This is a genomic window from Vibrio sp. AK197 (genome assembly GCF_053903115.1).
On record NZ_CP096430.1, the window covers coordinates 590,068 to 613,762 of the forward strand.

General features: G+C 46.6%; 19 protein-coding genes. 11 read left to right on the top strand and 8 right to left on the bottom strand.

Translation table 11 applies throughout. From position 1 onward, the window contains the following. Positions 1–10: 10 nt before the first annotated feature. From secF to mepA, 3 genes are all read left to right on the top strand, one after another. Entirely contained in the window at positions 11–958 is a 948-nt protein-coding gene (gene secF / locus M1D72_RS09865; RefSeq protein ID WP_456296765.1) for a protein translocase subunit SecF, read from the top strand. Between the two features lie 123 nt (positions 959–1,081). After that, complete coding sequence (locus M1D72_RS09870; protein ID WP_456296766.1) at positions 1,082–1,420, top strand: DUF1904 domain-containing protein; 339 nt, start codon at positions 1,082–1,084, stop codon at positions 1,418–1,420. A 9-nt stretch (positions 1,421–1,429) separates the two neighbouring features. Beyond that, positions 1,430–2,293, top strand: a complete 864-nt coding sequence (gene mepA, locus M1D72_RS09875; protein WP_456296767.1) for a penicillin-insensitive murein endopeptidase — start codon at positions 1,430–1,432, stop codon at positions 2,291–2,293. Positions 2,294–2,345: 52 nt separating this feature from the next. On the opposite strand, the gene M1D72_RS09880 is transcribed toward mepA, so the two are convergent. The 3 genes from M1D72_RS09880 to rdgC form a co-directional block, all read right to left on the bottom strand. Continuing rightward, entirely contained in the window at positions 2,346–2,600 is a 255-nt protein-coding gene (locus M1D72_RS09880; RefSeq protein ID WP_456296768.1) for a YfhL family 4Fe-4S dicluster ferredoxin, read from the bottom strand. Positions 2,601–2,602: 2 nt separating this feature from the next. After that, complete coding sequence (gene trhP / locus M1D72_RS09885) at positions 2,603–4,003, bottom strand: prephenate-dependent tRNA uridine(34) hydroxylase TrhP (RefSeq protein ID WP_456296769.1); 1,401 nt, start codon at positions 4,001–4,003, stop codon at positions 2,603–2,605. 178 nt (positions 4,004–4,181) lie between these two features. After that, positions 4,182–5,096, bottom strand: a complete 915-nt coding sequence (gene rdgC, locus M1D72_RS09890) for a recombination-associated protein RdgC (RefSeq protein ID WP_390191395.1) — start codon at positions 5,094–5,096, stop codon at positions 4,182–4,184. Between the two features lie 291 nt (positions 5,097–5,387). Between rdgC and phoB the strand changes: the two genes are divergently transcribed. From phoB to M1D72_RS09905, 3 genes are read left to right on the top strand one after another with little or no spacing between them, the layout of a single operon-like run. Then, entirely contained in the window at positions 5,388–6,077 is a 690-nt protein-coding gene (gene phoB / locus M1D72_RS09895; RefSeq protein WP_390191394.1) for a phosphate regulon transcriptional regulator PhoB, read from the top strand. Positions 6,078–6,095: 18 nt separating this feature from the next. Next, positions 6,096–7,397, top strand: a complete 1,302-nt coding sequence (gene phoR / locus M1D72_RS09900; RefSeq protein ID WP_390191391.1) for a phosphate regulon sensor histidine kinase PhoR — start codon at positions 6,096–6,098, stop codon at positions 7,395–7,397. Positions 7,398–7,445: 48 nt separating this feature from the next. Then, positions 7,446–8,366, top strand: a complete 921-nt coding sequence (locus M1D72_RS09905) for a PstS family phosphate ABC transporter substrate-binding protein (RefSeq protein ID WP_456297376.1) — start codon at positions 7,446–7,448, stop codon at positions 8,364–8,366. A gap of 12 nt (positions 8,367–8,378) precedes the next feature. On the opposite strand, the gene ppx is transcribed toward M1D72_RS09905, so the two are convergent. Continuing rightward, positions 8,379–9,878: an exopolyphosphatase gene (gene ppx / locus M1D72_RS09910; protein ID WP_456296770.1), complete on the bottom strand. Its 1,500-nt coding sequence runs from the start codon at positions 9,876–9,878 to the stop codon at positions 8,379–8,381. Continuing rightward, a complete protein-coding gene (gene ppk1 / locus M1D72_RS09915) occupies positions 9,868–11,964 on the bottom strand; it encodes a polyphosphate kinase 1 (RefSeq protein ID WP_456296771.1) in 2,097 nt (698 codons plus the stop codon). The genes ppx and ppk1 overlap by 11 nt, the downstream gene beginning before the upstream one ends. A 361-nt stretch (positions 11,965–12,325) precedes the next feature. Here ppk1 and M1D72_RS09920 point away from each other — a divergent pair, with 361 nt between their 5' ends. The 4 genes from M1D72_RS09920 to phoU are packed head-to-tail and all read left to right on the top strand — an operon-like array spanning position 12,326 to position 17,770. Then, a complete protein-coding gene (locus tag M1D72_RS09920; protein WP_456296772.1) occupies positions 12,326–14,521 on the top strand; it encodes an ABC transporter permease subunit in 2,196 nt (731 codons plus the stop codon). Between the two features lie 29 nt (positions 14,522–14,550). Next, on the top strand, positions 14,551–16,197 hold the full coding sequence (gene pstA / locus M1D72_RS09925) for a phosphate ABC transporter permease PstA (protein ID WP_456296773.1): 1,647 nt from the start codon (positions 14,551–14,553) through the stop codon (positions 16,195–16,197). 2 nt (positions 16,198–16,199) lie between these two features. Further along, on the top strand, positions 16,200–17,018 hold the full coding sequence (gene pstB, locus M1D72_RS09930; protein WP_390191379.1) for a phosphate ABC transporter ATP-binding protein PstB: 819 nt from the start codon (positions 16,200–16,202) through the stop codon (positions 17,016–17,018). Positions 17,019–17,068: 50 nt separating this feature from the next. Continuing rightward, entirely contained in the window at positions 17,069–17,770 is a 702-nt protein-coding gene (gene phoU, locus M1D72_RS09935; protein ID WP_390191377.1) for a phosphate signaling complex protein PhoU, read from the top strand. Between the two features lie 54 nt (positions 17,771–17,824). Here the strand turns inward: phoU and M1D72_RS09940 are convergent, their stop codons facing one another. From M1D72_RS09940 to M1D72_RS09950, 3 genes are all read right to left on the bottom strand, one after another. Then, positions 17,825–18,574 carry a copper homeostasis protein CutC gene (locus tag M1D72_RS09940; protein WP_456296774.1) on the bottom strand — a complete coding sequence of 250 codons (750 nt, stop codon included), beginning with the start codon at positions 18,572–18,574 and terminating at the stop codon, positions 17,825–17,827. Between the two features lie 87 nt (positions 18,575–18,661). Continuing rightward, on the bottom strand, positions 18,662–18,958 hold the full coding sequence (locus M1D72_RS09945; protein WP_390191374.1) for a YebG family protein: 297 nt from the start codon (positions 18,956–18,958) through the stop codon (positions 18,662–18,664). Between the two features lie 105 nt (positions 18,959–19,063). Continuing rightward, positions 19,064–19,954 (bottom strand): LysR family transcriptional regulator, encoded by an 891-nt coding sequence (locus M1D72_RS09950; RefSeq protein WP_456297377.1) that lies wholly within the window; start codon positions 19,952–19,954, stop codon positions 19,064–19,066. A 242-nt stretch (positions 19,955–20,196) separates the two neighbouring features. On the opposite strand from M1D72_RS09950, the gene recC reads away from it, so the two are divergent. Beyond that, the gene (gene recC / locus M1D72_RS09955; RefSeq protein WP_456296775.1) at positions 20,197–23,658 is read left to right on the top strand and encodes an exodeoxyribonuclease V subunit gamma; all 3,462 of its coding nucleotides are present in this window, start codon (positions 20,197–20,199) and stop codon (positions 23,656–23,658) included. The last annotated feature ends 37 nt before the right edge of the window (positions 23,659–23,695 follow it).

Below are 23,695 nucleotides of genomic sequence, written 5' to 3' on the forward strand. Positions count from 1 at the left end.
GGAATTTATTATGTTTCAGATTCTAAAACCGGGCAAAATGATCGACTTTATGCGTTGGTCTAAGTTTGCCTTCTTCTTCTCAATCCTGATGATTGCCGCTTCGATCTTTACCCTTTCCACGAAGTGGTTGAACTGGGGGTTGGACTTTACAGGTGGTACTCTGATTGAAGTGCGCTTTGACCAACCTGCTCAGCTTGAAGATATTCGTAGTGCGCTGGAAATTGAAGGTTTTGGCGATGCAACGGTACAAAACTTTGGCTCTGCGCGTGACGTTATGGTCCGTATGCGCCCACGTGAAGATGTGTCAGGGGAAACTCTGGGTAACCAAATCATTACGGCAATTCACCAAGGAACAGGTAAAGACGTTGAGATGCGTCGTATCGAGTTTGTAGGGCCGAATGTCGGAGATGAGTTAACAGAAGCAGGCGGCCTTGCGATTCTGGTCTCTTTAATCTGTATTTTGATTTATGTTTCGATGCGTTTTGAGTGGCGTTTAGCGGCCGGGGCTGTGTTGGCTTTGGCGCACGACGTGATTATTACGTTAGGCGTATTCTCATTAATGCAGATTGAAGTCGATTTGACGATTGTCGCAGCGCTACTCACGGTTGTTGGTTACTCACTCAATGATACCATCGTTGTCTTTGACCGGATTCGTGAGAACTTCCGCAAGATGCGCAAAGGTGAACCCGCTGACATTATGAACAGCTCAATCACCCAAACCTTAAGCCGTACCTTGATTACTTCGGGAACAACCTTATTTGTTGTTATCGCGTTGTTTACTCAAGGTGGCGCGATGATCCACGGTTTTGCGGCTGCATTATTAATGGGTATTACAGTCGGTACATACTCATCTATTTATGTCGCATCGGCCTTGGCATTGAAACTGGGTATCACCAAAGAGCACTTGATGCCTCCACAAGTGGAGAAAGAAGGTGCGGAATTTGATGAAATGCCTTAATGCTATTTAGGTGATAAAAAACCGCAGTCTCGGCTGCGGTTTTTTTATATCTGCGAATATCGCACTTTGAATAAGTGCTTGTTACTATGAATAAAATGATAAAAATTTAAAAGGAAGCTTGTCATGCCACATCTACGTTTTCGCGCAGTTGAGCCACAAATGGTTCAACTTCTTTCTAAATCTCTCATTGATGAGCTTGAGCCGCATATGCAGTGCCCACGTGAGGATTTTACCTTTGAATACATCTACACTACGTTTTATCACGAAGGGAAAGTGACTCAAGCTTATCCTTTTGTTGAAATTTTATGGTTTGACCGCGGGCAAGAGACGAAAAACGCGGTCGCCGAGATAGTAACGCGCCAAGTACGTGATGTGTTTGGCAGTGATCTCGATGTTGCGGTTATTTTCACGCCCTTAAATGGCAGTGACTACTACGATAATGGCCAACACTACGGCTCATAAGGAGACAACATGGCAGGGTGGAAATGCGCGAGTGTAGTGTGGGGCGCCTTGTCATGGTTTAGCTTTGCTCATGCGGCAGATACGCCGTGGGAGCATATGATCGCTCCGTCCGATGACAAACTACAAGCGATCGGTGGTTACGCCAATGGCTGTATAGCTGGTGCTCAACGTTTGCCTTTGAAAGGCGAGGGGTATCAAGTTTTGCGCCCTCAACATCACCGTTATTATGGGCATGCTTCAACCATTGCTCTGGTTGAGAAACTGGCCAAACAAGCCCAGCAGCAGCTTGGCGTACAAATTTTGGTGGGGGATATGTCACTGGCGCAAGGGGGGCGTTTTTCATCTGGACACTCCAGTCACCAAACGGGGCTTGATGTCGATATTTGGCTGCGCCTTGCCTCGAAACCGCTTAGTGTAAACCAACTTGCCGTTCCAACCCCTTACAGTGTCGTCAATGTGCCCGCTTACCAATTGCGATCAGATAAATGGCAGCCCCAGCATTTTGAATTAATCAAAATGGCAGCCAGTGAGCCTCAAGTGGCGCGAATTTTCGTTCATCCGGTGATCAAACAGCAATTATGTGCTGAGGAAAGTGCCACCGGTGGCGAGCGGTTATGGCTGCGTAAGGTACGACCGTGGTGGGGGCATAATTACCATTTCCATGTAAGGCTAACCTGTCCGAAAGGGGATTTTTTATGTCACAACCAAGCCCCTCCCCCTAAGGGCGATGGTTGTGGAGCGGAGCTTGCTAGCTGGAAACCAAAGCCAAAGATTGAATCGCCACCGAAAGTTGTGACCGCCAAACCGGAAAAGCGAAAACCGCCAACCCTGCCAGCGATGTGTCGAGCGTTATTGAGTCGAGTGGCCCATTAAGTATAAAAAAAGCGCCAGTAGAAACTGGCGCTTTTTACGAGTGAGGATGGCGTTAAGCGAGGCCCTGAATAATCACAAACTTCTCAAGCAATTGCTCTTCGGTTTCCACATGATTGGGATCGGTGATAATACATTTGCTAATAGGGCACACCGATTGGCACGTTGGCTTTTCATAGTGACCTTTGCATTCGGTACACAGGTCAGGGTCGATTTCAAAGATAGAGTCACCCATAGAGATCGCGCCATTCGGACATTCCGGATCGCACATATCGCAGTTGGTGCATTTATCGGTAATCAACAATGCCATAATTATTTGCCTGTTGGGTTACGCGTATCCTGACCTAAGTTGAGGTTACGCATCAATAATGCATATTCCAAGTCCAACTCTTGTGGAACAGGAATAAACACAAAGTGGCCGTTGCCTTTGGCGTCATCGACCGCTTGTGATTTGCGGTTCTCCATCGCTTCTAGCGTGAAGATCACGTTACCTTTTGGTGTCATTAACTCAAGGCTATCACCCACCAAAAATTTATTCTTCACTTCAACTTCGGCCAAATCACCACGGCGCTTGCCTGTAAACTCACCGACAAACTGCTGAGAGTCTGAAACGGAATAACCGTAATCGTAGTTTTGGTACGTATCATGGGTATGACGACGTAAGAAACCTTCGGTATATCCGCGGTGAGCAAGGCTTTCCAGTGTACTCATTAGGCTTTCATCAAATGGTTTGCCTGCAACGGCATCATCAATTGCCTGACGATACACCTGCGCAGTACGAGCACAGTAGTAGAACGACTTGGTACGGCCTTCAATTTTAAGTGAGTGAACCCCCATTTTTGTCAAACGGTCTACGTGTTGAATTGCACGTAAATCTTTAGAGTTCATGATGTAAGTGCCGTGTTCATCTTCAAATGCCGCCATTTTTTCTTCTGGGCGATGGCTTTCTGAAAGTAATACCACTTCATCACTTGGTTTACCAAGGCCGATGGTATTATCTGGACGCTGTTCTTGTACTTCAATCGCTTGTGCTGCAGCGGGATCAAACTGCTCAACAATTTGACCAGCGTCGTCTTCTTTGCCTTTTTCTACTTTGTATTCCCAGCGACACGCGTTGGTGCAAGTTCCTTGGTTTGGATCTCGCTTGTTGATGTAGCCTGAGAGTAAGCAACGGCCAGAATAGGCCATACAAAGCGCACCATGAACGAACACTTCGAGTTCGGTTTCAGGGCAGTGCTGACGAATTTCTTCGATTTCTTCAAGTGAGAGTTCACGAGAGACAATCACACGTTCAACACCATTCGCCGCCCAGAATTTTACCGTTGCCCAGTTCACCGCGTTGGCTTGTACGGACAGGTGAATGGACATATCAGGGAAGGCTTCACGAACCATCATGATAAGACCTGGATCAGACATAATCAGGGCATCTGGCCCCATATCAACAACAGGTTTTAGGTCGCGAATGAACGTTTTGAGCTTTGAGTTATGTGGCTGAATGTTACACACCACGTAAAACTTCTTACCTAAAGCGTGGGCTTCATCGATGCCGATCTGTAGGTTTTCGTGGTTGAATTCGTTGTTACGAACACGCAAGCTGTAACGTGGTTGCCCGGCGTAAACCGCATCAGCGCCATAGGCAAACGCGTAACGCATGTTTTTTAAGCTGCCTGCCGGAGACAATAGCTCAGGCACAAAAGGAGTTTGGATTGTCATTGTGGTATCTCTAATCTGATCTCAAGTCAGGCTAATCCCACCTAATGGGATTAGAAAGGGCGCAAATTTTACGTCAAAACGTGACCGCTGACCAGATTAAACACGGACTAATTTTAAGGCTTTGTGGCGGTAAGAAACAAAAAAGCCCGCGTTGGCGGGCTTTGGAGAAGGTCAGGTATTATTCACTTTGAGCAGGCAATCCACCCAACGCTTGATACAAGCTCGGCAAGAAAGCGCTAAACTCGCCACACATCAAAGACAAATCGGCATCGAGGCGTGCCGCTTGATCTTCACGGGGAATATCTTCATTTTGGTCTTTGATGTCATCTGAGAATTTCAGGCGCTTGATGCTGCCATCTTCAGTAAGTACGAACTCTAGACGATCTTCCCAACTCAAAGCCAATTTGGTGACGACTTTATCTGCATGGATGTGGCTCAAAATTTCATCACAGGTCAATTCTTGATTCTTACAGCGAATCACACCACCATCTTCTAGCAAGGATTTGAGTTCGGCTTCATCTTGAAGCGTTAAACCCGTTGGTGCATCACCCGTTTTGACCCACTCTGTGAGGGTGGTTTCGATCGCTTGTTCCGGAATCGCAGGAACGACAGGCAGACTTCCCATGGTTTTACGCAACAGCGCTAAGACTTCTTCCGCTTTTTTAAAGCTGCCTGCATCCACCAAGATAAACCCTTGTTCAGGCATAATTAACACAAAGCTGTGGCTGCTGCGGCTAAAGGCGCGTGGCAACAAGTCCATGATGATGTCTTCTTTTAGCGTATCTTTCTCAGTTTTTTTAAGAGGGCGGCCTTCCTCTGCTTCCATAGCATCGACTTTCGTCGAGAGTGACTCTTTAATTACCTGTGCTGGCAGCATTTTCTCTTCTTTTTTGGCACAGATAAGAATGCGGTTTTCTGACACATGCGTCATCATGTCGCCGTGTTTACCCAATGCGGTCACCCAACCGAATTTTTGTTTGTCTTGGCTACCACAAGGCGTAAAGCGAAATTCTTCTAACTGCTTTTCTAGTTGCTCAGCATTAAATTCAATATCGCGATTAAAACGATATACCAGACAATTTTTAAACCACATAATTCTTCTCATAGCGAAATACAGAAGCGCAATGATAGGCAATTTTGACGGTCATGTGTTAATGGAATTTCAAATTCTGGGCTTAACACTCAAAGTTACCAACGCAGAAAAAACTCGGTAAATTACTGATGAAAAGATGTGAAGTTTGTTGGTACTCGTGACGACAGTTATATGAAAATTTGTTTGCAAAGGTCACAAAAGTGTCATAATTGCTAGTGATAATGCGTAGTGTTGGCAAAGGCTTATAACTGAAAGAAATTCAGAACACTTAACTAAAAAGGTTCCTTAATTATGTCGAGAAGGATTCTGGTCGTTGAAGATGAAGCACCTATCCGTGAAATGTTGTGCTTTGTTCTTGAACAGAAAGGTTATCACGCAATCGAAGCGGAAGATTACGACAGCGCGGTGACCAAACTTGCTGAACCCTTTCCTGATCTGGTTTTACTTGACTGGATGTTACCTGGTGGTAGTGGGATTAACTTTATCAAGCACATGAAACGTGAAGAGCTAACGCGCAACATTCCTGTTGTTATGCTAACGGCTCGTGGTGAAGAAGAAGATAAAGTTCGTGGGCTCGAAGTGGGAGCCGATGACTACATCACCAAGCCATTCTCACCCAAAGAGCTGGTGGCCCGTTTAAAAGCCGTGATTCGCCGCGTAACGCCAACCGCACTTGAAGATGTTATTGATGTGCAAGGTTTGAAATTGGATCCTGTCTCTCATCGCGTTACGGCAAATGAGTCGCCTCTTGATATGGGGCCGACTGAATTCAAAATGCTGCATTTCTTCATGACTCACCAAGAGCGTGTCTACAGTCGTGAACAGCTGCTGAATAATGTGTGGGGCACCAATGTTTACGTCGAAGATCGCACGGTTGATGTTCATATTCGGCGCTTACGCAAAGCGCTAGAATTGGCGGGACATAATAAATTGATTCAAACGGTACGCGGCGCAGGCTACCGTTTTTCGACAAAAGCTTAACCATCAATGGAGAGGTAAGTGGTTGAAAGGTTAACTTGGAAAAAGCTGGCCTGGGGGCTGGCTTTTTTTTACGCCCCTTGGGTTATCGTTGGGTGGTTGTTCGGGTACATGCCTTGGCTTTTGCTGACGGCAACGGTGATTCAGTTGATTTGGCACTTGAGCAATCAAGTGCGCCTTTCTGCATGGTTATGGGATGAAAAACGCCTAACACCGCCGTCAGGCAGCGGCAACTGGGAACATCTATTCAATGGCATCTACCGATTGCAGCAGCGTCAACGTCGCAAGCGTAAAGAACTCACCAACTTAATTCGTCGCTTTCGTAATGGTGCAGAATCCTTACCCGATGCTGTCGTGGTGTTTCGCAGTGAAGGTAACATCGTATGGTGTAACCGTTTGGCGCAACATTTACTTGGGTTTCATTGGCCTGATGATTCAGGTCAGCCAATTTCCAACCTGATTCGCACGCCCGATTTCATTAAGTACCTGAGCAAACAAGACTACTCTCAGCCGCTGGAAATGCGCTCGCCGCTTAATGTCGAACGATCGTTAGAGCTGCGAATTGTTCCGTATACTGAAGGGGAACATTTGATGGTTGTGCGTGATGTTACTCAGGTGAAGCAGCTTGAAGGCATGCGACGCAACTTCTTTGCTAATGTCTCACATGAATTACGTACCCCAATGACGGTGCTGCAAGGTTATTTAGAAATGACCGAAGATCCCGAAATGGTGGTCGGGCCGATGTGGCCCAAAGCTCATGGTGTGATGACAGAACAATTAAACCGAATGAACAGCTTGGTGAATCAACTTCTGACGTTGTCAAAAATTGAAGCGGCACCAATGCATGAATTGGAAGATGTGGTGGATGTTCCGGCCATGCTTGAAGTGTTGGAAAAAGAGGCGATAAGCTTAAGCGGCGAACATCAGCATCAGATTCATTTTGATATTGATGATGAATTGAAGGTCTTAGCGGATGAAGATCAGCTGCGTAGCGCTATCTCGAACTTGGTGTATAACGCAGTCAAGTACACGCCTTCAGGTGCCAATATTCATGTTCGCTGGTTTAAAGGCCCGCAAGGCGCTTGTCTTGAAGTGAAGGACAGCGGCGATGGTATTGAGCCACAACATATTCATCGTTTAACCGAGCGTTTTTATCGGGTTGATAAAGCGCGGTCAAGAGACACCGGAGGCAGCGGGTTGGGGTTAGCGATTGTGAAGCATGCGCTATCCCATCATGATTCACACCTTGAAATTCACAGTGAAGTGGGCGTGGGGAGTCAGTTTTCATTTGTACTGCCGCGTCGCTTAATCGTCAACCAATAAGGGGATGGCTTGAAGTATCGTCACCGTCGTGCAGCGGCACTTGTCGCCCTGATTTGCTCAGCACCTTTTGCTCAAGCTAAATTTTTAACTGATTACCAGAAAGTGCCGGGTATTTCGGGCAGCTTAACCAGTGTTGGTTCAGACACCTTAGCTGGCATGACAACATTATGGGTTGAAGAGTTTAAACACCTCTATCCGAGTATTAACGGTCAAGTGCAAGCCTCTGGGTCGTCAACGGCGCCGCCAGCGCTAACCGAAGGTACCGCGCAGTTTGGCCCGATGAGTCGGCCAATGAAGCACCGTGAAATTGAATCATTCGAGCGTGAGCATGGCTACAAACCAACGGCGTTACGTGTGGCGATTGACGCCATTGGCGTCTTTGTTCACCGAGACAACCCGATTAAAGGGCTTAACTTTAAGCAATTGGACGGTTTATTCTCGGCCACGCTGCGCTGCGGCGCGGTCAAACCGATTGAGCATTGGTCACAACTGGGTGTTGATCTCGAGTGGGCTAAACGCAGCGTGCAGCTCTTTGGCCGTAACTCGGTATCCGGCACGTATGGGTATTTTAAACAAAATGCGTTGTGTGGCGGGGATTTCAAAGCTAACGTCAACGAACAGCCTGGGTCGGCGTCAGTAGTGCAGTCCGTTGCGTCGTCGATAAACAGTATCGGTTACTCAGGCGTTGGGTATAAAGTGACTGGCGTGAAATTGCTGCCTATCGCTAAGCAGGGAAACCAATACGTAAAACCAACACGCAAGCATATTTTATCAGGGGAATACCCGCTCGCTCGCTACCTGTATGTGTATGTGAATAAACATCCTAATCAACCTTTAACGCCTATTCAGCGTGAATTTATTCGGTTTATCTTCTCAAACCAAGGCCAGGCTTTGGTTGAAAAGGATGGTTATGTGTCGGTGTCTGGCGACTTTGCTCAGCAAGAACTCAGTAAAGTAGGCATTGAGTAATCGCATGGCGGTTTAAAACTTCAGTGTCCACTCAACATTGCGCCAATATTCTTGCTCGGTTTGTAAGTCCGCGTTGAGCAATTTGTTGTTTTCAAGCCAATCTTCGTCGGTGCTGGTTAAGGTCCACTGATCGCCATCCACTTTCAGTTTTAAGGGCGGTAAAGGGTCGTCATTGCGTTGACCATTGAGCAAAATGGCCAAGCGTAAAATGCGAATCAGATTAATGATGTCCTTTTTCTTGTAGAGGGAAAAATCATCCATCTCTTTTAACTTGAGAGACTTACGCTGAAAGCGCACAAGCATGGCTAACACGCGTTGTTGCTCGCGGTTAAAACCTGGCATCGTAGTATGTTGCAAGATATAGGCAGAGTGACGATGAAACGCCTGTAAACTGATACTCAAGCCGACTTCATGCAACAGTGCGCTCCACTGCAATAAGTCCGAAAGTTGATTCTTTTTACTGATGCCAATTTTTTTATGAATTTGTTCAAAGAACTCACTGGCTTGGCCTTTGATTTTGGCGGCATGATCTAAATCGACAAAGTGTTTATTGGCTAGAGACTCTGTGGTTCGCATACGAATGTCAGTGCGTTTAAAGCGATCTTCCATCTCGTACAGCAAACCTTCACGCAATGCGCCTTCTGAGAAGTGCAGAGTGTCGATTTTTAAACTGCTGAATATCGCCTGTAAAATCGCGACACCGGCGGCAAACACAGGTTTACGCTCTGGAGTTAACCCATCGAGTTCAATCTCCTCGATAGTGGACCACTTACACAGTGTATCGATTAACTCTTCGAGTCGCTTTGCGGTAATTTGGCCGTCCTCATGACCAAGCCCGATGAGTACATCGCGAATGGCTTTTGCCGTACCTGAAGAGCCAAAAGCAATATCCCAACCATGTTTTCGATATTGATGCGCTAAGGATTCAAGCTTTTGCTCGGCGGCGAGTGAGGCTTTCGCAAAGTTCTTTTTCGACAGTTTTTCATTGGCAAAAAAGCGGTTAGTGTAACTGACGCAACCCATCTGCTTGCTGTTCACCAATTCGGCTTCAAATCCTTGACCAATGACAATCTCAGTACTGCCACCACCAATGTCGATGACCAACTTTGAGTCCGATTCTGGCTGCGTATGGGCCACACCAGAATAGATAAGCCGACCTTCCTCAACGCCGGGAATGATTTCGATCGCAAAGGGCAATACTTGTTGTGCTCGCTGAATAAACAGATGGGCATTACTGGCTTGGCGCAAGGTGTGCGTTGCCGCAATACGAACGTTTTCTTCATCAAAGCCTTGCAGCCTCTCGGCAAACATGGCGAGGCACTCTAAACCACGCTCTATCGCGGCATTGTCGAGGTTATTCTGCGCATCTAAGCCCGATGCAAGGCGGACACGTTGTTTGTGACGACTTATGAGTTGCAAGTCTTGACCAACGACACGCGCAACCACCATATGAAAGCTATTTGAGCCAAGATCGATGGCGGCGATGTAACGGGGTTCTGAATCAGATGTCATGCTTTTGCGATTGCTCTCTGAGTTTTAATGTCTGTTTTTCTACCTGTCTGAGGTAGTCATAAATGGCCATTTGTGAACGCACTTTTTTACGGTTGCCACGAGGAACGTAACGATTGGTCATCTCTTTATCAATGTAGCGAGCTTTAACCGTATCAATAAAGTGTAAGTTGATAATATCAATAATGCGTTGTTTTAATAATGGATCTCGTACTGGCGCTGCGACTTCGATCCGATAATCGATGTTGCGAGTCATCCAATCCGCTGAGGAAATATAGACAATCGGGTCGCCGTTGTTATGAGTTATTAGCACTCGCGGATGCTCGAGAAAGCGGTCAACAATACTGATGACTTTGATGTTTTCACTAAAGCCTTCGACGCCGGGTACTAAAGAACACATCCCGCGTACGATCATCTTGATTTTGACGCCTGCACTGCTGGCTGAATACAGTTTGTTGATCAGCCCCTTATCAACTAAGTTATTGACTTTAAGCGTTATCGCTGCTTTTTTTCCTGCGCGAGCATTGGCGGTTTCGGAATCAATCAAATGGTAAAGCTGCATTCTGGAATTGCGTGGTGACACAATCAGATGGTTAAAATGTACCGGCTGATAGGGATTTTCGATGTAGCCAAAGACGTTACGTACTTCGCTGGTAATTTCAGGATCAGCTGTTAGCAACGAAAAATCAGTGTAGATACGTGCGGTTTTCTCATGAAAGTTCCCTGTCCCTATGTGTGCGTAACGCTTAATTTGGTCGTCTTCACGTCGACTGATTAGTAGTAACTTAGAGTGAATTTTGAGCCCCGGAGCTCCGAACACAACGTGCACGCCTGCGTCGGTGAGAATACGAGCCCATTCGATGTTGGCTTCTTCATCAAAGCGCGCCTGAAGCTCGACCACCACGGTGACTTTTTTTCCATTGTGCGCGGCATCGATCAGGGAGTTCATTAGCCGTGAATCTTTGGCCACGCGATACACATTGATTTTAATTCCGAGCACTCTCGGGTCAAATGAGGCTTGGCGAACAAGCTCTGTGATGTGTTCAAAGGTGTGGTATGGATAGTGGAGTAAAATATCGCGAGCGCTGATGGCATCAAAGCTGTTGGCGTAGCCAATGAAGTCACTGCAACGTAATGGCGGAATCGGTTTGTACTCTAGGTAGTCTCGGCCGACATTAGGAAACCCGATGAAATCTTTAAAATTATGGTAACGCCCGCCGGGAATGAGGCTGTCGTAGTGAGAGATCTGCAATTTCTCACACAGGAAAGCCAACATTTCACTGGGCATTTCACGTTCATAGATAAAGCGTACAGGCATCGCTGTCAGTCGCTGGCTTAACCCTTCAGACATTTGTTCAAGCAGACTATGTTCAACTTCGTTGCTTAAGTCGTACTCCGCATCACGGGTCATTTTGATGGCATAGCCATTCAACTGCTGATAGTCAAAGAAGGCCCTGAACAGTTCATCGAGACAGTAGCGAATGATGTTATCCAGCAAGATGATGGTTTTGCGTCGCCGTCCTTTCGGTTCAGGCACCATAACAAACCGAGGTAGGTGGTCGGTTGGAATCTCGACTAAGGCGTATTGCGAGTGATCCTGATGCTGCAAGTCGACGGCGATGTAGGCGTATTCGTCTTTGAGAAATTGCAGAACATCAGTATCTTTGTTGATCAGCAAAGGAGTAATATGCGGGATAACCTCACGGCGAAAGTAATCACGCACCCATTGCTGCTGATACTCGTTTAACTGGGTTTCGTTAACCAAAAAAATTCGGCGGCGTGCCATTTCCCGAATCAGCTCTGAATATAGTTCATCAAATCGCTCATTCAATTTAAACGCTTTTGACTGCATTTTACTCAGCAAGTGCTTGGCGCTATTGCTTCCACCGCGCTCTTGGCTGATCATGATGCGCCTTTTTACATCGGCAAAACGGACTTTGTAGAATTCATCAAGGTTGTTAGAAAAAATGCCTAAAAATCGAATACGGTCAATGATCGGCACACTTTTGTCTGCCGCTTCTTGCAACACGCGTTCGTTAAACGATAGCCAGCTTAGCTCTTTTTCTATGTATAATTTTTCCGTACTCATGCCTGTCCTTGCCTGAAGACGTTCAAGGAGGTGATGCCTCCGCATTGATGGTGAAGAATTTTTCATGATGATAAACCACCAATTTGTATGACACTTGGTGGTTGGGCACGACTGTTGGCAGAAAAATGTCTGCTTGAAAGTTTGGAACCGAACTATCAAGTTAAGAGCTTTATGTGACAATTTTATTTCAATTCGTTATTGCATGATTTTCAGATGTTTAATGCGATCTGTAATATAATTGTCACTTTATCGACATATTATATTGTAGGCAGTTTTATACGCTGTCTGTCTCGATCTTGAGGATTTTAATAATCAAGTCATTGTGACATCGAGCAACGCTTTATTTGAGGTACCGCATTTCATGGCCAACGCCAACTTTTCACTGCAGGAGAAAGATCGCAAACGGCTAATCAAAGACCGTTTAGTGAGAGTGGCAGTGACAATGGGGGGCGCAACCGTTCTTGGTGCCTTGCTACTGATATTTATCTACCTTTTGTTGATGGTGCTGCCTCTGTTTGGGGATGCAACATTAACCCCTCGGCAAGGAACGCATCCTGTTTCTACTTCGGCGCCCAGCGCTATGGGGATCGACGATTATGGCGAAAATGCGTATGTGATTTCTCAACAAGGCCAACTGGATTTTTGGTCGTTAAATGCTTCGTCATCCCAGCCAGTGAAATCAGTACAAATCACAAATGATGCGTATCTATTGAGTCAAACAACGCCAGACAGAGGCTGGTTTGCGTTTTCTGATAATACGGGCAAGGTGACACTGTTTGCCCCTCGGCTTCGCAGTGTTTTGAGCCAGGAAACGCGTCACTTCTCTCCCTCGGTTGATACTGTAGAGCTAGGGGACAACTTGTCTCTGTATGTCGAAGGAAGCCAACTTAAGCAATTTAGCTTTGCCTATAGTCAGCAACGTGTTGCGTTGGTTGGTTGGTATAACGATCATTATTTGCGTTTCAAATGGCAAGATGCTCAGGGCGCAATCAAGTCTTATACCGTGGCTAAGCCACTGGCTAAGGTTGATCAGTTATTAATGACGCCAGATGCGCAAACGCTATATGTGCGTCAAGGTGATCAACTATTGGTATTTAAACAGCAAGCAGACCAGTACCGAGTACGAGAGATTGTTGATTTGAGCTTAGGCAATCGCAAACATTCGGTGACGGAGCTGCATTTATTATCCGGCGCATATTCGTTATTGGTGTCTCACTCTGATGGCCTGGTTTCACAATGGTTCGACGTTTTAACATCGGGGCAGCGTGAACTGACTCATATTCGTGAGTTTCATCTGGCTTCAGAACTGAAATTGCTATTACCTGATACCTATCGCAAAGGTTTTTACAGCTTCTACCAAAATGGCACGGTACAAAGCCATTACACCACCAGTGAAAAGTTAGTGCTATTTAAGCGCGCATATCAAAAAGCGCCGCAACTGGCGGCGATGTCGAGTAACGAGGAATACTTGCTGACACTGACCGATGGCCAGTTGAATGTCGCTTATATTGATAATCCTTTCCCTGAAGTCTCCTTATCATCATTGTGGCAAAAGGTTTGGTACGAAGGCTATCCTGAAGCGGATTATGTTTGGCAAACGTCGTCGGCGAGCGAGCAGTTCGAAGCTAAATTCAGTTTGATTCCTATTGCGTTTGGTACGTTTAAAGCAGCGATGTTTGCTATGTTGTTTGCCGTACCCACGGCGGTGTTTGGTGCTATTTACACCGCCTATTTTATGAGCCCGAAAATGCGCCGCGTCGTCAAACCATCGATTGAGCTTATGGAAGCATTGCCAACCGTGATCATCGGCTTTCTTGCTGGATTGTGGTTCGCCCCTTTTGTGGAAAGCCATTTAGCGGCAGTCATGAGTTTACTGGTGGTATTACCCATTGCCATGATTGCGCTAGGGGCGCTTTGGCAATGTTTACCAACGATGTGGTTAAACCGTCTGCCTAAAGGTTGGCATACGGCGATATTAATGCCTGTGCTGTGTGTCGTGGTTGCAACGGTCGTCGCTTATAGCGGTGAGATTGAGTATTGGCTGTTTGATGGCGATGTTCGCGTCTTTTTAGCTGAAAGCGGAATAAACTTTGATCAACGTAATGCCCTAGTGGTGGGCTTTGCCATGGGGTTTGCGGTGATTCCAACGATTTTTACTATCGCTGAAGATGCGATTTTTTCAGTACCGAAACATCTTTCTGATGGCTCTCTGGCGCTTGGAGCGACCCCTTGGCAAACACTGATTCATGTTGTGCTTCTCACCGCCAGCCCGGGGATCTTTTCAGCCATTATGATGGGGCTTGGCCGAGCGGTTGGAGAAACCATGATAGTGCTGATGGCGACAGGCAATACTCCAATCATGGATTGGAATATTCTTGAAGGAATGCGCACTCTGTCGGCAACCATTGCCGTTGAGATGCCAGAGTCGGAAGTGGGCAGTTCACATTATCGAATTCTATTTCTCGCCGCACTTTTATTATTGGTATTCACTTTTGCCGTTAACTCATTGGCTGAGTGGGTGCGACAGCGTTTAAGGGAGCGGTATCGTGCGTTATAACATGAGCAACCAAGGAGGAGTGACGCTCCGTGTTTAAATGGTTTAAGTCAGGTGCGCCTTGGATCTGGTTAACGGGAGGCGCAGTTAGCGTCAGCTTGCTCTCGGTGATGGGGTTGATCCTGCTTATCGGCTGGAAAGGACTATCGTTTTTCTGGCCAGCTCCGCTGTACCAGTGGCAAAACAGCGACGGCGATACCTTAATTGGCCAGCTATATGCAGAGGAAGATGTGCCAATTAGCCATTTACGAGAAATGAATATCGCACTTCCTAAAGCCATCGAAGAGAAGGGATTGGCCACACGCCTAAGTATTAAGGTTGCTAACCGAGAGCTCTACAACAGTGACTTTGTGTCTTTATTGGCTTTTGAAGTGACTCAGGTATCGACGCCAGAGGCGTGGGCCGTCATTGAGCGAAATCGTGACGGTGACTTTTATGGGCTACCGATAGAGTATCGAGATGCGAAAGGAAAGTCTCATCAAGATATTGTCGCGGCGATGGAGGCTGGATTAGCGTATGCCGATGTGATTCGAGCGGAAGTTGAGCGAGTGATCAACCAAGACATCGAAGTGGTCAGCCATCAGCTCGAGACATTGCGTTTACAAAAACGGCGCCGAGAATTAAATGATAATTTAACCCCTGAATATCAAGCTCAATACCAGCAACAACTTGCGACTTACACTGAGCAATTGATTGGTTTTGAACGCCAAGTGGATAAACTACGCAGTGAGCTTGAAAAGCAAGTGCTGGTGGTTAAAGACATGCATGGTCAGCGTGTAAACATCGCGCTTGAGAATATCTTGGACATTTGGTTCCCAAACCAGATGTCGGGGATGGAAAAAGTGGCCCACTGGGGAAAACAAGTCTGGAAGTTTTTGTCTCAACCTCCGCGTGAATCGAATTCAGAAGGCGGTGTTTTCCCGGCCATGTTTGGCACTGTGCTGCTGGTGCTGATTATGTCGATTATCGTGATGCCACTTGGTGTGGTTGCAGCGATCTATCTTCATGAATATGCGCGTAATACGTTGATGACGCGGATTATTCGAGTGGCGGTGATTAACTTGGCTGGTGTTCCTTCCATTGTTTACGGTGTCTTTGGGCTTGGATTTTTTGTCTATACCCTTGGTGGCAGCATTGATGATCTGTTTTATACCGAAAGGCTGCCGGCTCCAACGTTTGGTACCCCTGGCTTGCTATGGTCGGCATTAACCTTGGCGGTATTGACACTGCCCGTCGTTATTGTCTCGACAGAAGAAGGGTTAACTCGCATTCCGTCCTCGGTGCGTCACGGTTCATTGGCGCTGGGGGCGACGCAGTTTGAAACCATGTGGCGCATCGTACTGCCGATGGCAAGCCCTGCGATCATCACCGGGCTCATCTTGGCGATTGCTCGAGCTGCTGGTGAAGTCGCGCCTTTAATGCTGGTTGGCGTGGTCAAACTGGCCTCTAGCCTGCCCGTCGACGGACAATTTCCCTACTTGCACTTGGAGCGTAAGTTCATGCATTTGGGGTTTCACATTTATGATGTCGGTTTTCAAACCACTAATATTGAGGCAGCACGGCCATTAGTGTACGCCACATCATTTTTATTAGTTACGGTGATCATCAGTTTGAACCTCACCGCTATCAGTATTCGCAACAATTTGCGCGAGAAATATCGAACGCTAGGGCAAGATTAACCATGTTTTCTGTCAATCAAGCATTGGGCTACGGCGCCCTATTAGATGTGAATAATTTAAGTGATGAGCAAACCGCGATTGCGATTGAAGACCTTAGCTTGTTCTATAAAAGTAGCCAGGCATTGAGTGATATCTCGATGCGTATTCCCAAAGGGCAGGTGACCGCATTTATTGGCCCTTCAGGGTGTGGGAAGTCGACGCTGCTGCGCTGTATTAATCGTATGAATGATTTGGTGGAAGGTTGTCGCGTCCAAGGTAAAGTCAAACTGCACGGTAAAAATGTGTATCACCCCAATGTCGATGTTGCCACATTAAGGCGTCGAGTGGGGATGGTCTTTCAACGCCCAAACCCATTCCCTAAATCGATCTACGAAAATGTTGTTTATGGCTTACGCTTACAAGGGATAAAGAATAGTCGAGCGTTGGACGATGCCGTTGAACGCGCTTTACGGGCAGCGGCGCTTTGGGATGAGGTGAAAGACCGCTTACATGAAAATGCTTTTGGGTTGTCAGGTGGTCAGCAGCAGCGTTTAGTGATTGCCAGAGCGATTGCCATTGAGCCGGAAGTTTTGCTTCTTGATGAACCCACATCCGCCTTGGACCCGATTTCAACGTTAACCATCGAAGAGTTGATTAACGATCTCAAAACCAAATATACGGTGGTGATTGTGACTCACAACATGCAACAAGCCGCACGGGTGAGTGACCATACTGCCTTTATTCATATGGGAAAGTTGATCGAGTACTCAGATACGGACTCTATCTTTACTTCGCCATTGAAAAAACAAACAGAAGACTACATTACTGGTCGATACGGTTAAGTTTTTCGCCGCCGTCACCTCGTACATTGTTGAAGGAGTCGCAAACGAGAATGAATTTTGGTCGCCATATTTCCGGACAATTTAACGTCGAACTAGAATCGATTCGCACGCATGTTTTAACCATGGGGGGATTGGTCGAGCAGCAACTGTCGTTTGCAATGCAAGCCTTGCATAAAGAAGATGTCGAATTGGCGAGAAAAGTGGTACGTGATGATCATAAAGTCAACAGTATGGAAGTGTCGATTGATGAAGCGTGTACACGAATCATCGCTAAACGCCAGCCGACAGCCAAAGATCTAAGGCTGATCATGGCGATCATCAAAACCATTACTGATCTTGAGCGAATTGGTGATGTCGCGACTAAAATCGCTTACGTGGCGATTGAAAGCCCCGCATCGAAAGAGCGGCAGTTTAATGTTTCCCTTGAACCCCTTTGTCGTCAAGCGATTGATATGCTTCATCAAGTCTTGGATGCTTTTGCTCGAATGGATGTGGATGCAGCAGCCGAGGTTTACAAAATTGACGATAAAATTGATGCCGAATATGAAGCGGTGATTCGTCAACTCATGACCTTTATGATGGAAGACCCAAAGAATATCCCTCACATTCTGCAAGTTATGTGGTCTGCGCGAGCGATAGAGCGTGTCGGTGACCGATGTCAAAATATCTGTGAGTACATCATCTACTTCGTAAAGGGGAAAGACGTGCGCCACCTTAGTCACAATCAAAGCATTGATGACGCACTGAAGTAAGTATGCTTTGATGTGATCAAAAACGCCGGGCTTTGCTCGGCGTTTTAAGTTTTATCATAGTGTGTTGAGAACACTGGCAACGCCACTGATCAGACGAGGATTTGTCACGGGGATTTTATAGTCATCAATACCATCTTGCCCCATATGAGTATGCTGCACACGATAAATCATCTCAGAGTCTCGAGTGCTTTTGCCTGATAGATGGACTTCACGCACACCGCACTGCTTGACGATGGTTTCAACATTCTGCTGTGAAAGCCCTGCGCCCGCCATCACGATAATGCGGCCTGCCGCTTGCTCAACGAACTGGCTAAGCATCATTTGGCCCTCATTGACGTCTTGCGCTAGGCCGGACGTCAATACTCGCTCGCATCCTAAGCTAATGATGGCCTCTAACGCTTGTGGGCCGTTACGGCAGTGATCGATCGCACGATGAAAAGTAACCCCAAGGTTAAGCGCATGAGCTTTTGCAACCAAAGCACTTGCATTGTGTGAATCGATGTTTCCTTCTGGGGTGAGAAGACCAAGCACAACACCTTGTAGTCCAGCATCGCTCGCGGCTTGGATATCATCAGCCATCATGTCGAGGTCATCTTGGTCGTACACAAAGTCGCCTTGGCGCGGGCGAATCATCGCGTAGACCGGTACATTGCTATGTTTTGCTGCTTGTTTCATCATGCCTACACTTGGGGTTAGGCCGCCAAGTGCCAGTGAAGAGCAAAGTTCAATACGAGTCGCGCCGCCTTTAAGCGCACGATGCAAAGATTCTAAATTATCAATACAAACTTCGAGCTGGTAGGTCATTGTTTGCCTTAATTGGGGTTAGGGAAAGAGGGTCAATCAGCCACAAAAAAGCCCTCGCAGTCGAGGGCTTAGAGAATTATCTCGTATTTATGCTGCGTCGTCTTGTTGCTCAGGTTCAACAGCGGCTACTTTTTTGGCTTTCTTTGGCGTCGGCTTACGTTTTGCTCCCAGCGCGTAGAGTAAATCTTCTTTGTTTTGCGCAAGGAACATGGCTAAATCTTCTTGTTTAGTCTCGTCTTCGATCAGTTCACTTTTTCCTAGTAAGCTAAACAGTTCATCAGCCGTATCCAGCATTTTGTCATAGGCGTCTGCTTCCGCTTTAGAGGTAAAAGTCATTTTCTCTTCTCCGTTACGTTCTACCACGTACTTGACGATTACAGCCATGGTGCATCCTCTGATTTTAAATTCGTGAGTTAATTACTGTCTTTTTATACAGTTTTGGTGACCAAAAGTCCAGCCGAAGTCTGAATAATGAGAACCCGCTGAGGGTTAATTCCCCCATTGCTGACAAAACTCAATAAACCGTTTAAGCAGTGGACTTTGGTATTTTTCCTTGTGCACCAGCAGCCAATAGCGACGTTTCATGTCCAGCGGGACATTAAGCCGAGTCACACGGTCGTCATTGAGCGCTGCTTCTGCTGCCAACGTTGACAAACAGGCTAAACCAAGCCCGGCGCTGACACTATTAATGATCGCTTCGGTAGTATTTAATTCAAAAGCTTCATGCCAATGTTCTAGCCGAGGTGCGACGGTGCGTAGAAAAAACTCACGAGTGCCAGAGCCTGGCTCTCGTAGTATCCATTGGCTGGCTTCAAGTTGATCGACCGTGATCGTCTCTAATCCTGCTAACGGATGCTTTAAGCTACAGATAATACACATTTCATCGCTACTAAACTGGGTGGAGATTAATTCAGAGTGGAGTGTTTTACCTTCAATAAGTGCAAGATCGAGTTCATAGTCTACCAGTTTTTGACAAATCAACGCAGAATTGGAGATAAACACGCTTTGCGACAAATGTTGAGTTTCTCGGCGAAAGTCACTCAGCAAATAAGGCGCAACTTGATTGCCTATGGTATCGCTTGCGCCAATATGCAGTTGGCCTGCCAGAGTATGAGTGTTGTCAAATAAGTGAGTAAGGTCATCACTGCGCTGCAGTAATTCGTCGGCCAGCGGAAGTAATTTTTGACCTTCTTGATTGAGAATGAGCCGATTGTTGACGCGATCAAACAGCGCATGACCAATTTGTTTTTCCAATTCCGCCAGCGCCATACTTACTGCGGCCTTGGATAAAAACAGCGTTTGTGCCGCTGCTGTCATGGTTTTATGTTGAGTAATGGCGGTAAAGACTTTGAGCTGTTTAAAAGAGATGTTGTTTGCCATGCTGTTTAGATATTCTGAACGTATTATGTTCATAATTAGATAATTAAGAACATAATACAAGTGTAACCCAACTCTTAGTTGGTTTATGACTCTGGTTTGATTGAAGATCAAACGCGTTCAAGATGGGGTAGTGACTGAGTAGGGCTTAACCTTTTGCGAGGTTCATCAATGGTTTTTGCTCTGGAAACGAGGCGCGCTATGCTAACCTTGAGCTAATTTTGGTCATGAGGCATCAAGCTACTGTGTTTACGGTTTATCACTCAAATCAAGTCGACATTCTCAAATCTTTGCTGGTGGAGTTGATTCGCTTGAATCCTCTGCAAAACCCTTTTGAGCCCGAGCGAATTTTGGTGCAAAGTCCTGGTATGTCGCAGTGGCTGAAAATGGAACTCGCCAATGAATTTGGAGTGGCGGCAAATATTGAATTTCCTCTGCCTGCGACGTTTATTTGGCAAATGTTTACGCACATTCTCCCTGATGTGCCAGAGCGTAGTGCTTTCAATAAAGAGGCGATGACTTGGAAACTCATGCACGTTTTGCCTCCACTGCTCAAGCATAGTGAGTTTGCTCCTCTTGAGCGCTATCTGCGTGACGATCAAGACGATGGCAAACTGTATCAACTAGCGGAAAAAATTGCCGATATTTTCGATGGTTACCTCGTTTATCGACCAGAATGGATCGCGCAGTGGGAAGCGGGTAAGAGTGTTGCTGAGCTCGAAGACCAACATCCATGGCAGCCGATTTTATGGCAAGCGCTTTATGACCATACCGTGGCGCAAGGACAATCGCCTTATCACCGCGCGAACCTGTACGAAGATTTTATCGAGAGTTTACAACAAGGGGCGATTCCCCCTAGCGCCTTTCCAGAAAGATTGTTTGTTTTTGGTATTACGTCTTTACCTCCACGCTACATGGATGCGTTAAAGGCCATGGGCGAGCACATCGATGTCCATCTGATGTTCACTAACCCTTGCCGTTACTACTGGGGAGAAGTGCGAGATCGTAAGTATTTAGCGCGTTTGGCCGCCAAACATCGTCAACACTTGGTGTGGCAACAGGATCACTCACAACTTGATGGACACAGTGAGCAGCTTAAAGGGTCATTAGAAGCGAATATAACGGATGAACTGCATACCGATGCGGTCGGCAATAGTTTACTGGCCTCAATGGGGAAGCTTGGTCGTGACAATATGTATTTGTTGTCACAGTTGGAGTCTCACGAAATTGAAGCGTTTGTCGATGTCAGTCGTGATTGTTTATTGCATCAGTTGCAAGCCGATATTCTCAACTTAGAAGAGCATCAAGACGATAGTCTTTTGCTGTCTAGCGAGCATAAGCAAATTATCGCGCAAGAAGATCGCTCATTAACCCTCCATGCTTGCCATTCGCCAATGCGTGAAGTCGAAGTCTTACACGACCAACTCTTGGCGATGTTTGATCGCGACTCTAGCCTCAAACCGCGCGATATTATTGTCATGGTCGCGGATATCAATGCTTACAGTCCTGCAATCCAAGCGGTATTTGGTAATGCGCCAGGTGAGCGTTTTATTCCTTATTCGATTTCCGATCGCAGCGCCGATCAAGAAAGCCCGATTCTCAATGCTTTTTTGCAACTTGTGGCTTTGCCACAGAGTCGTTGCCTGGCTTCTGAGTTACTGGAGTTACTTGAAATTCCTGCGGTAATGGCGCGCTTTGCTTTGAGTGAAGAGGAATTTTTACTGGCCAAACAATGGGTGGAAGCATCAGGTATCCGCTGGGGACTGAATGCTCAAACGGCGGAAGAGTTTGATTTGCCGGCAAATCGTCACAACACGTGGCAATTTGGTATTGAACGCATGTTGCTCGGTTACGCGATGCCGGAATCTGCTGGGCTGTTTGAAACGCGTGAAGGTGAAAAAATTGCGCCATATAATGAAGTACAAGGCCTCGGCGCAGAGCTGGCCGGTAAATTGGCTCATTTTATAGAGACTGTCAGTCACTACCATCAAGCTCTGGCGATGAGTCAGTCTGTTGAGGAATGGCGCGATAAGCTCTACCAAATGCTGGATGATTTTTTTGCTGTTGAACTGGAAGGTGAGCTGGCGTTAAAAAATATAACTGATACGTTATCCCAGCTTAAACAGCAGCTTAGCGATGCGGGCTATCAACAACCGTTATCACCTACGGTTGTGACTCAATACCTACAAGATAAACTTTCTGGCACACGAGTGAGTCAACGTTTCCTCGCGGGACAAGTCAACTTTTGTACCTTAATGCCAATGCGTTCTATTCCATTTCGCGTCGTTTGCTTGTTGGGAATGAATGATGGGGTGTACCCGCGCTCCATGCCGCCTGAAAGCTTTGATTTGATGACAGGAAGAACGCGTCCGGGCGATCGCTCTCGCCGTGATGATGACCGCTACCTCTTTCTTGAAGCCATGCTGTCTGCTCAGCAGGCGCTGTACATCAGTTATGTCGGGCGCTCAATTCAAGACAACACGGAACGCGTACCCTCCGTGCTGGTGTCTGAGCTGATGGAGTATTGTCAGCAGAACTATTGTTTACCAAGCGATACATCGCTGGATGTTGACCGCTCAGGGCATAAGCTTGTTACGCACCTCACCACTCACCATCCGATGACGCCTTTTAGTCCAGACGCATTTCGCGGTGATGGGGCGAGTTATGCCAAAGAGTGGTTACCAGCGGTTAATCGCCGCGGAGAAAAGAGTGGTGAGTTTCAACAGCCCGTTGATGATTTTACGCTCGAGGCAAGCTTCCCGTTCGAACTGGATTTAGTCGAGTTACAACGTTTTTGGCGTTTACCTGTTCAATATTTCTTTAACCGCCGTTTAAAAGTGGTGTTTGAACCTCCGTTACCAGTGATGGAAGATGAAGAGCCATTCGCTCTCGATGGTTTACAAAGCTACCAAATTCGAGATGCTTTGCTTGAGCGTTTTTTGCAAAGTGCGGAACAAACACCACAAGCTTTGAATGATGTGGCTAAGCAGTTCGTTGAGCAGCAGCGCGCTCAAGGCAAGTTGCCTTATGGTGCGTTTGGTGAGATTGAGTTTGAAACGAATCAGGTCCAGATTCAGGACTTGCTCAATGAGCTGCTGTTTATTACTCAAGCTCCGCAAGAAGACGTAGATATCGACCTTGAGTTTGACTTTTTAGGGGCGGATAAACCGGTACGTTTACAAGGTTGGTTAACTCAACATTATCAGTCTGGGTTGGTGCGCTACCGAACCGGAGGCATTCGTTCACAAGATATTCTCTCAGCGTGGATTGATCACTTATCGATGGCTGCATCAGGGGTTGTAAAACCGACCCATATTCTCGGTTATTCGCGCAAAGAAGGCGTCGAGCATCTTCGTTATCCACCGCTTAATGATAGCCAGCAAGCGAAAATGTGGTTACAAGCTTTGATTGAACTGTATTTCCAAGGCATGAGTGAGCCGCTGCCTTATTTTCCCAAAACAGCACTGGCGTCAGTGGAAGCGGGATTTAGTCGTGGAAAATGGGTCGATGACCAAGACAAATCACTCAAGAAAATGGCGGATACATTTAACGATAGCTATTTATTCGCTGGGGAAGGGAGTAATAGTTATATTCAACGAATCTGGCCACAATGGAATGACACTCTGGGCAGTCAAGCTTATACCTTGGCAAGTTTGGTCTTACAGAACCCGCGCTTACTGCTGCAGGATAATGAGGAGGAGAAATAATGGCCGCCAGAAAATCATTATTGTGTGTAGGGCGTTC